The sequence below is a fragment of the Actinocorallia longicatena genome (assembly GCF_039534125.1).
In the GTDB taxonomy this organism is placed as follows: Bacteria; Actinomycetota; Actinomycetes; order Streptosporangiales; family Streptosporangiaceae; genus Actinocorallia; species Actinocorallia longicatena.
Map to the genome: position 1 here is coordinate 445,385 of NZ_BAAAUV010000004.1, position 14,472 is coordinate 459,856.

The 14,472-nt window shown below is 71.8% G+C and carries 14 protein-coding genes; 5 read left to right on the forward strand and 9 right to left on the reverse strand.

Annotated features, from left to right (window positions below):
* Nucleotides 1-35 precede the first annotated feature (35 nt).
* A complete protein-coding gene (locus tag ABD785_RS10430) occupies nt 36-1,190 on the reverse strand; it encodes an acyl-CoA dehydrogenase family protein (RefSeq protein ID WP_344825374.1) in 1,155 nt (384 codons plus the stop codon).
* A gap of 87 nt (nt 1,191-1,277) precedes the next feature.
* On the opposite strand from ABD785_RS10430, the gene ABD785_RS10435 reads away from it, so the two are divergent.
* Nucleotides 1,278-1,997 (forward strand): TetR family transcriptional regulator, encoded by a 720-nt coding sequence (locus ABD785_RS10435; protein ID WP_344825377.1) that lies wholly within the window; start codon nt 1,278-1,280, stop codon nt 1,995-1,997.
* Between the two features lie 22 nt (nt 1,998-2,019).
* Here ABD785_RS10435 and ABD785_RS10440 read toward each other — a convergent pair whose 3' ends face one another.
* Genes ABD785_RS10440 through ABD785_RS10450 form a run of 3 tightly spaced genes read right to left on the reverse strand, consistent with a single transcriptional unit; the run spans nt 2,020 to nt 4,710 of the window.
* On the reverse strand, nt 2,020-2,397 hold the full coding sequence (locus tag ABD785_RS10440; RefSeq protein ID WP_344825379.1) for a hypothetical protein: 378 nt from the start codon (nt 2,395-2,397) through the stop codon (nt 2,020-2,022).
* A 13-nt stretch (nt 2,398-2,410) separates the two neighbouring features.
* Nucleotides 2,411-3,541 (reverse strand): hypothetical protein, encoded by a 1,131-nt coding sequence (locus ABD785_RS10445; RefSeq protein WP_344825381.1) that lies wholly within the window; start codon nt 3,539-3,541, stop codon nt 2,411-2,413.
* Nucleotides 3,538-4,710, reverse strand: a complete 1,173-nt coding sequence (locus ABD785_RS10450; RefSeq protein ID WP_344825384.1) for a hypothetical protein — start codon at nt 4,708-4,710, stop codon at nt 3,538-3,540. Before ABD785_RS10450 ends, ABD785_RS10445 begins: the two co-directional genes overlap by 4 nt.
* 262 nt (nt 4,711-4,972) lie before the next feature.
* On the opposite strand from ABD785_RS10450, the gene ABD785_RS10455 reads away from it, so the two are divergent.
* Nucleotides 4,973-6,262 carry an NsdA family TPR-like regulatory protein gene (locus ABD785_RS10455; RefSeq protein WP_344825387.1) on the forward strand — a complete coding sequence of 430 codons (1,290 nt, stop codon included), beginning with the start codon at nt 4,973-4,975 and terminating at the stop codon, nt 6,260-6,262.
* A gap of 14 nt (nt 6,263-6,276) precedes the next feature.
* Nucleotides 6,277-6,846, forward strand: a complete 570-nt coding sequence (locus tag ABD785_RS10460) for a toll/interleukin-1 receptor domain-containing protein (protein WP_344825390.1) — start codon at nt 6,277-6,279, stop codon at nt 6,844-6,846.
* Nucleotides 6,847-6,988: 142 nt separating this feature from the next.
* Here ABD785_RS10460 and ABD785_RS10465 read toward each other — a convergent pair whose 3' ends face one another.
* The 5 genes from ABD785_RS10465 to ABD785_RS10485 all read right to left on the reverse strand — a co-directional run bounded on the left by ABD785_RS10465 (nt 6,989) and on the right by ABD785_RS10485 (nt 12,207).
* Nucleotides 6,989-8,143 carry a DUF6745 domain-containing protein gene (locus tag ABD785_RS10465; RefSeq protein WP_344825393.1) on the reverse strand — a complete coding sequence of 385 codons (1,155 nt, stop codon included), beginning with the start codon at nt 8,141-8,143 and terminating at the stop codon, nt 6,989-6,991.
* 2 nt (nt 8,144-8,145) lie between these two features.
* A complete protein-coding gene (locus tag ABD785_RS10470) occupies nt 8,146-8,694 on the reverse strand; it encodes a hypothetical protein (protein WP_344825395.1) in 549 nt (182 codons plus the stop codon).
* Nucleotides 8,695-9,234: 540 nt separating this feature from the next.
* Nucleotides 9,235-9,435, reverse strand: coding sequence for a ferredoxin (locus tag ABD785_RS10475; protein WP_344825397.1), 201 nt, complete (start codon nt 9,433-9,435; stop codon nt 9,235-9,237).
* Complete coding sequence (locus ABD785_RS10480) at nt 9,432-10,601, reverse strand: cytochrome P450 (protein WP_344825399.1); 1,170 nt, start codon at nt 10,599-10,601, stop codon at nt 9,432-9,434. Before ABD785_RS10480 ends, ABD785_RS10475 begins: the two co-directional genes overlap by 4 nt.
* Before the next feature lie 394 nt (nt 10,602-10,995).
* A complete protein-coding gene (locus ABD785_RS10485) occupies nt 10,996-12,207 on the reverse strand; it encodes a tannase/feruloyl esterase family alpha/beta hydrolase (RefSeq protein ID WP_344825402.1) in 1,212 nt (403 codons plus the stop codon).
* Between the two features lie 141 nt (nt 12,208-12,348).
* Here ABD785_RS10485 and ABD785_RS10490 point away from each other — a divergent pair, with 141 nt between their 5' ends.
* On the forward strand, nt 12,349-13,401 hold the full coding sequence (locus tag ABD785_RS10490) for a sensor histidine kinase (protein WP_344825405.1): 1,053 nt from the start codon (nt 12,349-12,351) through the stop codon (nt 13,399-13,401).
* Nucleotides 13,395-14,015: a response regulator gene (locus ABD785_RS10495; protein WP_344825408.1), complete on the forward strand. Its 621-nt coding sequence runs from the start codon at nt 13,395-13,397 to the stop codon at nt 14,013-14,015. The genes ABD785_RS10490 and ABD785_RS10495 overlap by 7 nt, the downstream gene beginning before the upstream one ends.
* Nucleotides 14,016-14,472 lie beyond the last annotated feature (457 nt).

Genomic DNA, 14,472 nt, shown 5'->3' on the forward strand with positions numbered 1-14,472 from the left:
AGGCTCGTCCCGCCCCGGCCGCTCTCCCGGAGCGTCTACTTCAGCAGGGACCGTGCGATGACGATGCGCTGGATCTGGTTGGTGCCCTCGTAGATCTGGGTGATCTTGGCGTCGCGCATCATGCGCTCCAGAGGGAAGTCGCTGGTGTAGCCGTAGCCGCCGAGGAGCTGGACCGCGTCGGTGGTGATCTGCATGGCGGCGTCGGAGGCGAAGCACTTGGCGGCGGCGCCGAAGGAGGTGAGGTCGGCGGCGTCGCGCTCGGAGCGGGCGGCGGCGGCGTAGGTGAGCTGGCGGGCCGCCTCGAGCTGCGTGGACATGTCGGCGAGCATGAACTGGACGCCCTGGAAGTCGGCGATGGCCCTGCCGAACTGCCTGCGCTCCTTGACGTAGGCGGCGGCCTGGTCGAGGGCGCCCTGGGCGATGCCGACGGCCTGGGCGGCGATCGTGACGCGGGTGTGGTCGAGGGTGCGCATCGCGGTCGCGAAGCCCGTCCCCTCCTCGCCGATCATGCGGCTCGCGGGAATGCGGACCCCGTCGAGCTGGACGGTCCTGGTCGGCGAGCCCTTGATGCCGAGCTTGCGCTCCTTCGGCCCGAAGGAGACACCGGGGTCGGACTTCTCGACGACGAACGCGGAGATGCCCTTGCTGCGCTTGGACGGGTCCGTGACGGCCATGACCGTGTAGAACTCCGACACCCCGGCGTTGGTGATCCAGCTCTTGACCCCGTCGAGGACCCAGTGGTCGCCGTCGCGGACGGCCCGGGTCTTCATCCCCGCGGCGTCGGAGCCCGCCTCCGGCTCGGACAGGCAGTAGGAGAACATGCCCTCACCGCGGGCCAGCGCCCCGAGATAGCGCTGCTTGAGCTCCTCCCCGCCGGAGAGGATCACCGGCATCGAGCCGAGCTTGTTGACCGCGGGGATCAGCGACGACGACGCGCAGACCCGCGCCACCTCCTCGATGACGATCACGGTCGCGAGGGCGTCGGCGCCGGCACCGCCGTAGGACTCCGGGACGTGCACCGCGTGCAGGTCGTTGGCCGTCAGGGCGTCCAGGGCCTCCTGGGGGAAGCGGGCCTCCTCGTCGACCGCCGCCGCATTTGGGGCGATCTTGTTCTCCGCGAGGGAGCGGACGGTCTCCCGGAGCATCTCGTGCTCGTCGGAGGTCTGGAAAAGGTCGAAGTCGCCGGTCATCTCTCCACCCAAGGGGTTGGCACTGAGTTCCCTAAATTATGTGCACTGAGTACCCTCTTGTCCAGGCCCCGGTGCTAGGGTTCGGGGATGACGTCGGGAATGGCGGAGGACCACCGGAAGCCGCCGATGCGGGACCTGCTGGCCGACGCGGCGTTCGAGCTCTTCGAGGAGAAGGGCTTCGAGCAGACCACCGTCGACGACATCGTCGCCAGGGCGGGGGTCGGACGGCGGTCGTTCTTCCGCTACTTCCCGTCCAAGGAGGACGTGGTCTTCCCCGACCACGAACGCTGCCTCGACGACATGGTCGCCTTCCTGAAGACCGCCGCCGACGGCACCGACCTCGTCGAGCACGCCTGCGAGGCGACCCTCCTCGTGGCCCGGATGTACGCCGAGCGTCCCGAGCGGTCACTGATGCGCTACCGGCACATCCGCGACGTCCCTGCCCTCCGCGACCACGAGCACATCGTGATCCGCCGCTACGAGCACGCCCTCGCCGCGTTCCTCCGCGAGGGCTTCGCCTTCCGCCCCGACGGCCCGCTGCACGCGGAGATCATCGCGGCCGCCGCCTCCGCCGCCCACAACCACGCGGTCCGCACCTGGCTCCGCAACGGCGCGACCACCGACGCCGTCGCCGCCGCCCGCACCGCCCTCGCCTCGGTCCGCGCCGCCTGGGGAGCGCCTCCCACTCCCGCGGAACCCGACGACTACGTCGTCGTGATCACCCGCAGCCGCGCCCCCCTCCAGGACGTCCTCCACCATGTCGAGCACGCCCTGGCCAGGATCGCGCCCGCCGACGACGCGGAGTAGGCCCTTCCGTTCTTGGGGGTGGTCAGGATGGGCCGAAGTGGTTGGTCTGGGTGTTGCCGTTGCCGATCACGCTGCCCTGGGAGTTGGTGAGGTTGTAGGTGTAGGTCGTGGTGGAGCGGATGGTCCCGAGCACGTCGCGAGCGGTCGCCAGGACCTCGGGATCGGTGCGGGCGGGGCTCGCGTGGAGCGCCCGGGTGAGGACCGGCTGCCAGCGTTCGGGATCGGACTCGTACCCGGCGACGGCCAGCACCGCGTCGCCGTCGCCGTCTCCGGCGAAATGGGCGGTGAGCTGGGACTTCAGCCGGTTCAGCGCGGTGCCCACCGCCGTCGCCGTGGTGTCGCTGAGGCCCGCGCCCGCTCCTGCGGCGAGGGCGCTGATGATCAGGGTCAGGGCGTCCATCGTTCTCTTTCGGTCAGGGGAACCAATGCTGCTTGATGCGGGTGATCTCGCCGCCGGTGACGGTGATCTCGAACGAGAAGCCTCGGAGCTCGCCGCCTTGGAGGCGCTGGTACTGCTCGTAGAGTTTCGCCAGGACCGGGAGCGTGACCGTCCTGCTATAGGAGGGGTCGCCGGAGTGCTCGATGTCGAGCTGATTGATCCTCAGTTCGGCATCGGGGGCCACCCGCAGCCGGACCTTTTCCTTGCTGGGATCGCGCTGGTAGTAGTCGTTGTCGGCGGTGCTGCCGTCCGCCTTCGCGGCCTCCTCGGCCTCCGCGCCCCGGAGAAGGTCGTACGGGTCGACGGCGATCGTCCTGTTCCGCACGTCGAAGTCTCTGTAGTCCCTGATGAAGGCCGCCTGCACGCCGTCGGGCAGCGGCCCGGTCGGGGTCGGGGTCGGCGGCGCGGACGTCGGGGGAGTGGTCGGAGCCCCGATGCCCTTGACCTCGGGGGTGCGCGGGACGGTGAGTTCCTTCAGGAGGGCGTCGAGGCCCTCGGGCTTCGTGACGAACCGGGCCGGGGGAGCCTTGACCGCGGTGGCCAGGCGGGTCAGGGGCTCCTGCTCCTTCTCCGCGACCTTGTAGCCGACGATCCTGAAGTCCAGGCGCACCCCGGCCTTACCGGACCTCTCCTCGACCTCCCGCTCGAGATCGGCCTGGGCGGTGCCGCAGGCGTCCGCGCCGTGTGAGGTGACGACGATGATCCGGTTCAGCGTGCTGCCACGGAAGGGGTAGCGGCCCGAGAAGTCGCCGATGGAGGCGAGGATCCCGTCGCGGAGCGTCGCCTTGCCCGAGGGCTTGACGGCGCGGGCGGCCGCGCCGATCCGCTCCGGGTGCTCGCGATCCGGGCCGACGAGCTCGGCGGTGTTCCCCGGATCCGCGCAGGCCCCGCCGAACCTGCGGAGCGCGAGGGCGTCGCCGTCGCCGGAGTTCAGCGCCGCGCCGCCGACCGCGTGGGCGATGCCGGCGAAGTCCTCGCTCTCCGACGTGTCGATGAGGAAGGCCGTGCGGACCTCAGGGATCGAGCGGAACACCAGGTAGGCCGCCCCCGCGGCCACGACCAGGACGACCGCGGCGATCGCGGCGACGATCCGGCGGCGGCTCACGAGGAGCCCGCCAGCCCGCCGCGGAGCCTGGACAGTGCGCGGTTCATCGAGGTCCTTTCGGTGTTGTATGCGTCGGCGGCCTGCTGGAAGACGGCGAGGCCCCGTTCGAGCGGGGAACCGGCGCGTGCCGCGCCGAGCAGGTCGGTGGCGGCCGCGAGCACCCGTTCCTGGCGTCCCCGCAGCGCTTCGGCGCGCTGCTTGATGTCACGGCCGTAGGGCGACCTGGCCCGGGCGGCCAGTTCGTCCAGCAGGTCCCCGGTGCCCCCGGCCGTCTTCTCCGCCCGGCCCAGCGTCTTGGCGGCGATGTCGGGGCGTCCGTCCACCATCTCCTGGACGGCCTGCTCCACCTGGCCCGTGGCCGTGTTGAACTCGTCGACCATGTGCTGGGCGCCGGTGAGGATGGGTTCGGCATTGGCGAAGTGGTCGAGGGCGCGGTCGAGATCGGCCTGCGTGTCCGCGTGGAACGGGGCCGGGGCCTTCACCGCCTCGGCCATCCGCTCGAGCCCCGCCCGCTGGATCTTCGGGACCTTGTAGCCGACGAACCTGAACTCCAGCGACAGCCCCGCGGCGGAGACGCGCTGCCTGATCTCGTTCTCGACGAAGGCCGCGTCGTCGTCGCACGCGTCGATCCCGTGCCGGGCGACCACGATGATCCGGTCGACCTGGCGCGCCTTCTGGTGCAGCGGCTTGGAGAAGTCGGCGACGGCCTCGACGATTCCGCGGACGAGCGTCGGCTTTCCGGACGGGCTCATTCTCCCCGCGGCGTCGGTGATCTGCTGCCGGTTGCCGGTGCCGAACGGCACGAGCCTCCTGGTGTTCGCCGAAACCCCGCATTCACCGCCCAGAGCGCGCAGGCCGATGAAGTCCTCGTCGCCGGAGTTCCCCATCGTCTTCTTCAGGGATTCGGTCAGGGCGGAAAGGCCTTGGGAATCCGTGGTTTCGGACGCGTCCACAAGGAACATGGTCCGGTAGTTGGGAGCGAATTCCGGAGCGAACCAGCCGAAGTACAGGGCGCCGAATCCCGTGGCCAGGATCCCTGTGAGGACTGCGCTGACCAGGACCCAGACGGCCCTCGGCACGTTGAGGATCCACTGGATGAGGTTGTTGTTCCCCAGTACCGAGTGCGGGCTGTCGGTGACCTCGAAGTTATAGGTCGTGGAAACGGTCACCCCGGAGGGTGAATTATCCGATTTCGGGGGTTCGGTCGAAGTATCGTCCAAGGACCTGTTTCCGTTCAGCACTCGCTGCCCTATCCGACGCGCTCATTTTCCACAGATTCCTCGTGGCTCGCCCCACAAGCCGGGAATTCCATGACAATGGCGATGAGGACGTCGGCCGGTGTCGCCGGAACCAGCCTGCCGGCACTTCCGCGGACGGCGGCAGGTGTTGCCCGTCGCCCCGCGGGTTGGGCAAAGGAGACGCGAGGGCGCCATGGGCACACGGGACACACTGTTCGGTGAGACGCTGCGCCGGCTGCGCATGGCCGAGGGGCTGTCCCTCGCCGGGCTGGCCGGGCGGGCGCACTACAGCAAGGGGTACCTGAGCAAGGTCGAGTCCGGGGCGAGGCCGCCGACACCGCAACTGGCCCGCAGGTGCGACGCCGCGCTCGGGGCCGGGGGCGCTCTGGCCGCGCTCGCCGGAGGGGGCCGTCCGCCACCGCCCGCCGAGGAGGCCGCGGCACCGGAGGACGAACGGAATGTCTGGATCATGAGCCTGGGAACGGAGGCCGACGGCTGGTTCACGCCCGTAGGGCGCCGGGAGCTCCTGGCAGCAGGGGGCTCGGCGCTGCTCGGCCTGAACACCTCCCCGCCGGCCGTGCGCGCCGCCGCCGTGCGGGAGACGGGCCTGGAGGCCGGTAAGACGATCTTCACCCGGCTGCGCGCCCTGGGCCAGGTCGCCGGGCCCGGTCTCGTCCTTCCCACGGTCGTCGCCCAGGCCAACATGCTCCGCTCCGTCGCGGCGGCGTCCGAAGGCCCCCTCCGGGAGGGCTGGTCGCGGCTGGCCGCCCGGCACGCCGAGTACGCCGGCTGGCTCGCGCAGGAGGCGGGCAACCCCAGGGCCGCCCTGTGGTGGACCGGCACGGCCGTGCGCCTGGCCGGCGAAGCCGACCCCGACATGGCCGCGCACGCCCTGGTCCGAAGGGCGCTCATCACGCTCTACGCCGACGACGGCTCCACGACCGCGGCGCTCGCCGGACGCGCGCGGCGCAGCCCGGCCGGCCGCCGCGTCCGCGGGCTGGCGGCGCTCCGGGAGGCGCAGGGACACGCTCTGACCGGCGACGCCCTCGCCTGCGAACGGGCGGCGGACCACGGTGCCCTGCTCCTCGACGGAGCGAGCGCCGGATCCGATCCCCTGGCACTGGGCTCGGCCCATGTGGACGTCGTCGCCGTCACCCGTGGCTGGTGCCTGTACGACCTCGGCCGTCCCGCCGAGGCGGCGGCCGTCCTGGAGGAGCAGGTCGCCCGGATCCCACCGGACGCCCACCGCTCCCTCGCCCGCTACGGCGCCCGACTGGCACTGGCCCACGCCACGGCAGGGGAGAGGGAACGCGCCTGCGAGGTCACCGAGGGAGTCCTGGACGCGGCGGCGGGCGTCGACTCCGCGACGATCCGCACCGACCTGGCCAGGCTGGCGCGCACCCTGATCCGGTGGCGCTCCGAGCCGCGGATCCGCTCGCTCTACCCGCGCCTGACCACCGTCCTGCACGTCTCGCCCAACTGACCGGAGGCAAGCCGATGGCCGCGATCTTCATCAACTACCGGGTCGGCGAGACCGCGCAGATCGCCCGCCTGCTGTACGAGCGGCTGGCCCGGATCTTCGGCCCCGGCGAGGTCTTCTTCGCCAGCGAGAACCTCCTGCCCGGCCACCGCTTCGACGTCCCGATCCTCGACGCCGTCCGCTCCAGCGAGGTCCTCCTCGCCGTGATCGGCCCCCACTGGCAGGACGCCCCCGACGCGTCCGGCTCCCCCCGCCTCCACGCCGAGGACGACTGGGTCCGCCGCGAGATCACCGAGGCCCTGGCCCTCTCCATCCCGGTCATCCCGGTCCTGGTCGACGGCGCCCCGTCCCCCCACCCCGACAGCCTGCCCCCCGACCTGCGCCCCCTGCCCGACCTCCACCACGTCCGCCTGGGCCACCGCTCCGGCGACCCCGGCGTCGACGTCCTGGCCGCCGCCATCCGCCGCACCGTCCCCCGCCTCAACACCATCCCCACCTCCCCGCCCCCCACCTTCACCGTCCACGCCCCGGGCTCCAAGGGCCTCCAGACGGGCGACGGCAACACCCAGCACAACACCTTCACCTGATCCGCTCGCTGCTCGCCACGGACAAGACCTGTAAGACACGTCCTAGTCCTCGCCTTGCCCGCCCGGCGAGCGTCCGAGTGGGCAAGGCGAGAACGGGGAGCGCGAAGTGGGGCCGCCGGGGCCGTCGAGCTGGGGGCCTCGGTCAGGTGCGGCGGGTGGACTGGTGGTATTGGGCAGGGGTGAGGCCGATCTGCCAGGCCGCGGCCTGGATCGGGTCGTGGATCGAGCCGGGGACCAGTTCGCCGAACTCGCGGCGGGTGCCGTCGCGTTCGACGGTGCCGTTGGTCATCAGGAGCAGGTGCAGGTGGTCGTCGTAGAGGCGTTCGACGCACCAGAGGGTGAGGGTCTGGCCCGGATTGCCCGGGTCCGGGACCTCGCGGCCGACCTGGGGCCAGCCCGCCTCGGCGACGATCCGGTGCCAGCCGGACCGGCCCGCCAGCCGCTCGACGGCGCAGCGGCGCTGCTCGGAGTTGCGCAGTGACACCACGCGGGACACCGGGACGTCCTCCTCGATCAGTTCGCGGGGCATGGCGACGCCGTGCCAGGCCCACAGGCGCCAGCCGTCGGGGTACCGGACGGCTGGGGCGGTCGGGTGGTGGAGACGGCCCTGGGCGTCGCGGTGCAGTTCGACAGGGCGTTCGGTGAGGATCACGCTGTCGCGCATCGGCCACCACTCGCCCGCCGAACGCGCCACCTGGAGCAGGCCCCGGCCGTGGCGGTCCGGTGCGCCCGCGCCGAGACGTTCGAGGAGGTCGAGCCGGGCCAGCTGCGGCAGTATCCGCCGCGGAAACGCGCCGAGCCGGGGCAGCGCCCACTCCTCGGGGAAGCGCCGGGCCTCCTGCCAGGTCGCCGCCGCCTGGTCGACGGCCTGGCCGACGGCCCTGCCGAGACCGGTCTCGATCGCTGCGCCGACCTCGCGGCCGAGCCTGTCCAGCGGGATGCGGAGACGCGGGTCCCGTCGCCGGCCGTGCGGCAGCGGCTCCAGCATGATCAGATCGGTCTCCGGGGAGTCTTCGGGGACCTGGTCGACCAGAGCGTCGGCGGTGTGCTCCGGAAGGGTCCGCCAGGCACGCCTGGACACGGCCTGAAGCCGTCCCGCGCGGATGTCGGCGCCGATGCTGCCCGCCATTGGAGAGCCCAGCCAGATGACCCGTTCCGGTGGCCGCCGGCCGGCGCCGAGGTAGACGTCTTTGACGCCCGCCTCGGCGGCGTCCCGGTCGGCCGGTCCGACGGCGAGCCCGTGGCCGATCCATTCCTCCCGGACGGACTCGAGCGACGCCTGCTGCTCCGGAGTCATGGCTAGTCCGCGACGAAGCGGACGTTCGTCCAGTCCTGCTCGCGCGCGGCCCGCTCGCGTTCTGCCTGCTCGCGCGCGGCCTGGTCGAGCGCCGCCTGCTTGCGGGCCTGCTTACGAGCCCGCTCGAGCTTGCGGACGGTCTCGGGTGCCAGGACGCGCGGCGCCATCTCACGCTTGCGGCGCAGCACGTACCGGCCGGGCGCGATCCCGGTGTTGCCGTGCTCAGGGTGGTCGAGCCAGGCGATGGCGCCGTCTCCGACCACCAGCGATCCCAGGGTGAGGTCGTCTGCCGCGCCTTCGCGGACGTCGTACCGGACGTCTCCGGAGGCGAGCAGCAGGTGGGTGTGACCCCCCGCCTCACCCCGGACCACGGCGACGCCCGCGGCCGGGACGGTGGTCACCGGCGACCGGTGGTCCTCGGGCGCCATCGATGCGGGGACGACCGACACGTCACCCTGGTGCTGCAGTCCGTCGATCGTCGGAATGTCGAGTTCGGCGGCGAGACGGGCCAGGTCGGCGTCGTCCGTCCGCACACTGCTGAGGAGTTTCACTGAGGCCTCCCGCCAAGTGTCCTCCCACGAATTTAGGCTTCTCCCGATCGAGCAGGCCAATGGTTTTCCACCCCGGCCAGGTCTCGCGGCCAGCCCCGTAGGCAGATGAGCGTGGCTCGGCAGAGGACCGTGGCCCCGAATCCCACGCGTCGTGCTCATTGCCGGGGAAGCCCCCGGCTGGAACCGGCGTTCCAGCCGATGCCCTCGCCGCAGACCGGCAGACCCGCCGACCAGCCAGCCGTCCCAAGGGCGATGAACCAGGCGTTCCGCGCTCACGGAGCTCGGACATCCGCTTTCCGCACCCAGAACCTGTCTCTCATCGACTGCTGACCGCGCGAGGCTCTGGCACGACCTCGCGCGAGTGCCGGCGGCCGCCGGACGAGCCGTGACGGCGCCCTCCTCCGCCCCAGAAGTCGCCCCCATTCACTCATCGGCGTATTTGTCGCACGTATCTCCTGCGTCTCGTCTCCTGCGTCTCGGTCGATCAAGTGCTCTCTGCGTCTCTCTTCGGGCCTGCTTCCCAGTGCCGATTCCGGAGGGTCAAGGAGGGGAGAGGGTGATGGCGCCGGTGGGGCAGAAGGAGGCGGCGTGGCGGGCGGTGGGGAGCTGGGCTTCGGTAGGGGAGTCGGTCAGGAGGACGACGAGGCCGGTGTCGTCGTCCTGGTCGAAGAGGGCGGGGGCCAGGCGGGTGCACTGGCCGGCGCCCCGGCAGGCCTCACGGTCGGCGGTCAGGTGGGTCACCAGGTGACCTGGAGGTCGTGCAGGCCGTAGACGGCGGCGGTCTCCCTGGCCTGGGGGAGGTGGGAGGCGGCGAGTGCCAGGGAGGGCAGGCGGCTGAACAGGCGGGTGAGGCCGATGTCGAGTTCCAGACGGGCGAGGGCCTGGCCGAGGCACTGGTGGGCACCGTGGCCGAAGGCCAGATGGCGGGTCGGTGGGCGGGTGAGGTCGAGGCGGTCGGGGTCCTCGGCCACCGTCTCGTCGCGGTTGGCCGACTGGACGGCGACGATGACGCCGTCGCCTGCCGCGATGGTGACGCCTCCGACGTCGATGTCCTCCGTCGCGGTCCTGGCCACGGCGGCCTGGACGATCGTCTGGTGGCGCAGCAGCTCCTCGACGGCGTTCTGGATGATCGTGGGGTCGGCCCGCAACGCGGCCAGCTGGTCCGGATGTTGCAGCAGCGCGAGCACCGAGACGCCCAGCATGTTCGCGGTGGTCTCGTGGCCCGCGACGATCAGCAGCCGCGCGATCCCCACAAGGTCCTCGCGGGAGACGTCGGCGCCCGCCTTGGCGATCACCCTGCCGAGCATGTCGTCGGACGGCTCCCGGGTCTTGGCGTCGATGAGCCGCCCGAGGTAGTCGCCCAGCTCCAGCATGGCCCTGCCGCCGACCTCGGGCGGATCGTCGTAGGACATGATCGCGGCGCTGCGGCTCTGGAAGAACTCGTGGTCCTCGAACGGCACGCCCAGCAGCCGGCAGATGACGAGTGAGGGCAGGGGCAGCGCGTAGTGCGCGATGAGGTCGACGGGCCTGGGCCCCGCGGCGAGTTCGTCGAGCAGCCCGTCCGCGGCGTCCTCGATCGCGGTCCGCAGAGCGGAGATCCGCCGCACCGTGAACTCCGGTGTGAGCAGCCGCCGGATGGTGCCGTGCCGCGGATCGTCCATCCGCAGGAACGACAGCAGCCCGGGCGGTACTGCGGCCATCTGCGGATAGTCGGCCCGGGTGTCGTCGGAGCTGATCCGCCGGTCGCCCAGCAGGGCCCTGGCGTCCTCGAACCGTGTGACCAGCCAGCACGGCTTCCGGCCGGGAACGACCATCCACACCGGAGGCCCCTGACGGAGCACGGCGAACTCCGCCGGCGGCTCCAGCGGGCCCTCCCGCTTGGACGGATACACCACGGGTGCTTGCAAGACGTCTCCTCACGTCGGCGGACCGGCTGAGAATCTCACGCCGCTCCGGCGCGGGACAGTTCTCCACCGGACACATTCACCTGCCCGCCCGCCTGGAGGCCCGGAAGCAGATCCGGTCCTCGCACCGGGCCGGTCAGGGGCGACGCGCTGGGCCGGGGAAGGCCGAGAGAGCCCGGCACCGCAGGATCAAGGGCAGTCATGGCGGCCGGTTCCCGTCCCATGACGAGGGCCTGTGCCGTGACCGCAGCACTGTCGAGCGCTCTCAACAAGATTCAAGCGACGGTGAGGACTCGCCGACCGCTACGGCAGAACCCGAAAGACTTCCTCGCCGCACTCCGTCTCCGCGGTGCGCTCCTCTGGATCAGACGCCTCGATTCACCCACGGATCCCAAGCCTAGGGAGTGGTCCAGGTTTCGAGGTCGGTGAAGGCCGCTGTGAAGGTCGGGAGGAGGGGGCGGAGCGAGGGGGAGAGGGGGACCAGGCCGTCGGTGTGGGCACCCGGGGCGCGGATCTCGCGATGGAGGGCGGAGCGGCCGGCGGCGGCGATCAGGGCGGTGTAGGTGTCGGCGTAGCGGGCGGGCGGGGTGAGGGCGTCGAGGGTGCCCTGGACGCTGATGAGAGGCCGGCCGATGCGGCCCGTCAGGGAGATCCGGGCGACGGCCCGGCGCACCTGCCACGGCCGGGAGGCCAGGTCGTAGGAGGCGTCGTCGCCCGTGTAGGCGGGGTCGAGCTCGCTGCGGACGATGTGCTGGAGCGGGGTCCACAGGTTCTTGTGGTGGTAGGCCCACTGCGGTTCGGAGCCGGCCGGGTAACCGGCCTTCAGGAGGGCGTCGTGGGCCGCGGGGTCTCCCTGTGCGGCGGCGGGGTAGGCGCGCAGTGCCGGTGGCAGCGTGGTCAGGAGATTGGTCTTCGGGGTGAAGATCAGGGCGTTCCAGTCGATGCCCCCGGTGTACAGCGACGGGTGGCGTTCGAGCTGCCAGCGCACCAGGTAGCCGCCCGCCGACAGGCCCGCGGCGTAGGTGCGCGCGGGGGCGGTGCCGTAGTGCCGGGTCACCGTCTTCCTGGCCGCGCGGGTGAGGTCGGTGAAGCGACGGTGCCATTCGAGGATGGCGGCGCCCGGCCGGTCGCCGTCCTTGTAGATCTCGGCTCCGGTGTTGCCCTTGTCGGTCGCGGCGTAGGCATAGCCCTTGGCCAGGACCTGGTCGCTGATGATCGGGTCGTTGGCGTACTGCTCGCGGGTGGAGGGCGGGCCCGCGACGACGAGGCCGCCGTTCCAGTGCTCCGGCAACCGGAGGACGAACTGGGAGTCGTGGTTCCAGCCGTGGTTGGTGTTGGTGGCCGAGGTGTCGGCGAAGTAGCCGTCGATCTGGACACCCGGCACTCCCGAGGGAGTGAGGGTGCCCGGGGCGAGGAGGCCCGCCCAGTCGGCCGGATCGGTGCGCCCGGCGGGAACGGTTCCCGTGGTCGTCAGATCGGTCAGGCACGTCGTCACCGAGTGCAGAGCACCGGGAACGCGCACGTCGGGACAGGAGGAGGCGGCGGACGACGCGGACGCAGGGGCGGACAGCGCGGCGGCCACGAGCAGGGGGGCGGCGAGAAGTCTCATGAGATCAAAGCTAGAAACCGCAGGTCATCCTGGGTAAGTGTGAGAGGGCACTGCCGCTCCGGCCGGAGGGCACATGACTTTCGGCACTCCTCAGGCGTCGGCCCGGGCCTTTAGAGTTCAGGTGACTCTCGGGGAGGCGTCATGTCCCAACCGGTGCCCTGGGTACCGCCGGTCCTTTACGGCGCGGTGCTCAGCGGCGGCGTGTACTACGACGCGGTGGGGCCCGGCCTCGCGGCCGCCACCGCGGCCTTCGCCGGCCTGCTCACCGGCCTGATCCTGCTCGACCTCAGGCCGCCCGCACTGCCGGCCACGGTCGTCTTCGTGGCGCGGATCCTGGTGCTGTGCGGGGTGAGCGCGGTCGACGCATCGGGGCTGTCGCGGGTGCTGTTCGTGCTGGTGCCCTTCCTCGGCTACTTCGCCTACGGTCCCGTCGTCGCGGCCGCCCTGGGCACGGGCTGTGTGACCGCCGTGGCAGCGGCCTTCACCCTGTTCGTGCCGCAGTGGTGGACACGGGCCGAGTACATCTCCGACCTGCTCATGTTCGCGCTGGGAGTCGTCCTGGCCACGAGCATGGCCGCGGTCGCCGTCCGGGAGCGCACGGCCAGGGAGAGGGTGGCGGAGCTGTCGGCGGCCGCCGAACGCAACCGGATCGCCCGCGAGATCCACGACAGCCTCGGCCACCACCTGACAGCACTCGGCGTGCAGCTCGAGACGGCCCTGGCGTTCGGTGACCTCGATCCGCCGCGCGCCGCGCAGGCCGTCACCAACGCACGCTGGTCGGCCGGGCAGGCCCTCGAAGAGGTCAGAACCTCGGTGCGGACCCTCGCCGACGGCCCTCTCGATCTCGGCGGGGCACTCGAGGAACTCGTCCGCCGCCTCGACGGAGGGCCGCGACGGGTCACGCTCACCGTCTCCGGCGAGGAGCGGCGGCCGCTGCTCGTGCTCTACCGTGCGGCCCAGGAGGGGCTGGCCAACGCCTGTCGGCACTCAGCGGCCACCGAGATCGGCCTGTCCGTCCTCTACGACGACCGGGGCGCGTGCCTGCGGGTGACCGACGACGGACGCGGCTTCGAGACCGCGGGGGAGGGGTTCGGGCTGCGCGCTCTCCGCGAACGCGTCGCTCTCGCCGACGGAACGGTCGACATCGTCACCTCCCCGGCGGGAACGGTCGTGAAGGTGGACGTCCCATGGTGAGGGTGTTCGTCGTCGACGACCAGGACCTCGTCCGGGAGGGCATCGCGGCCCTGCTCGGCCTCCAGGAGGGCATCGAGGTGACGGGCACCGCCCGCAACGGCCGGGAGGCGGTCGAGACGGCGCCCGCCGCCCGGCCCGACGTGATCCTCATGGACGTCCGGATGCCGGAGATGGACGGCGTCGCGGCCACCTCGGTCCTCCGGCGCCTGCTCCCGGACTGCCGGGTCGTGATGCTGACGACCTTCGACGACCAGGAGCCCGTCGCCCGCGCGCTGAAGGCCGGAGCGGCGGGCTACCTGCTGAAGAACCTGCCCTCCGCCGACCTCGCCCATGCCGTCCGGCTCGCCCACGCGGGAGTGACCCAGTTCGACGCCTCGCTCACCGCCCACCTGTCCGCCCACCCGGCCACCCCACCCGCCCGCGACCAGCTGACCCCGCGCGAGACCGAAGTCCTCCGCCAGGTCGCGGCGGGCGCCAGCAACAAGGAGATCGCCTCCCGCCTCTACCTCACCGAGGGCACTGTCAAGAACCACATCTCCCGCATCCTCACCCGCCTGAGCCTGCGCGACCGCACCCAAGCCGCCCTCTATGCGAGGGACAACGACCTCCTTTAGAACCTGCGGCCGCGCCTCACACGAGTGATCGCGGCCTCGGGCCTGCCCGAAGCCCCACCGCCCTGCCACGCGACGTTGACAGCTCTTGTCCGCCGGTCCCGGTCCCGGTGCCATCGGGCGGGGTCGGCCCGTGGGCCGGTGGCCGGTCATCGGCGGACGGTTCCGCAGCGGTAGGTGGCCCGGGTGAGCAGGCCGGCGGTCAGGCGGAGGCCGGTGATCCGCTGCGGCGGCCGAGGTGTGGACTGACCCCTCGGCACCGGCTTCAGTGCTGCGCGACTCCCCGGCGGCGTGGTGGAGTCCTGCTCGGCGAGGGAGCCTGTCAGCCGTGCTGCGCAACCCCGCGCTGCCGACGAGCGTGCTCGCCAAGGTTGATCACGTCGTCGGATCCCCGGTGCTGGGCTCTTGCCGCGCAAGCGTTCCCGCTGATCGTGGGGCCGCGTCATCGCTACACCCAGTG

Coding starts and splice junctions, on each gene's coding strand:
- ABD785_RS10430 (WP_344825374.1), bottom strand. CDS start 1,190: ATGACCGGCGACTTCGACCTTTTCCAGACCTCCGACGAGCACGAGATG.
- ABD785_RS10435 (WP_344825377.1), top strand. CDS start 1,278: ATGACGTCGGGAATGGCGGAGGACCACCGGAAGCCGCCGATGCGGGAC.
- ABD785_RS10440 (WP_344825379.1), bottom strand. CDS start 2,397: ATGGACGCCCTGACCCTGATCATCAGCGCCCTCGCCGCAGGAGCGGGC.
- ABD785_RS10455 (WP_344825387.1), top strand. CDS start 4,973: ATGGGCACACGGGACACACTGTTCGGTGAGACGCTGCGCCGGCTGCGC.
- ABD785_RS10460 (WP_344825390.1), top strand. CDS start 6,277: ATGGCCGCGATCTTCATCAACTACCGGGTCGGCGAGACCGCGCAGATC.
- ABD785_RS10465 (WP_344825393.1), bottom strand. CDS start 8,143: ATGACTCCGGAGCAGCAGGCGTCGCTCGAGTCCGTCCGGGAGGAATGG.
- ABD785_RS10485 (WP_344825402.1), bottom strand. CDS start 12,207: ATGAGACTTCTCGCCGCCCCCCTGCTCGTGGCCGCCGCGCTGTCCGCC.
- ABD785_RS10490 (WP_344825405.1), top strand. CDS start 12,349: ATGTCCCAACCGGTGCCCTGGGTACCGCCGGTCCTTTACGGCGCGGTG.
- ABD785_RS10495 (WP_344825408.1), top strand. CDS start 13,395: ATGGTGAGGGTGTTCGTCGTCGACGACCAGGACCTCGTCCGGGAGGGC.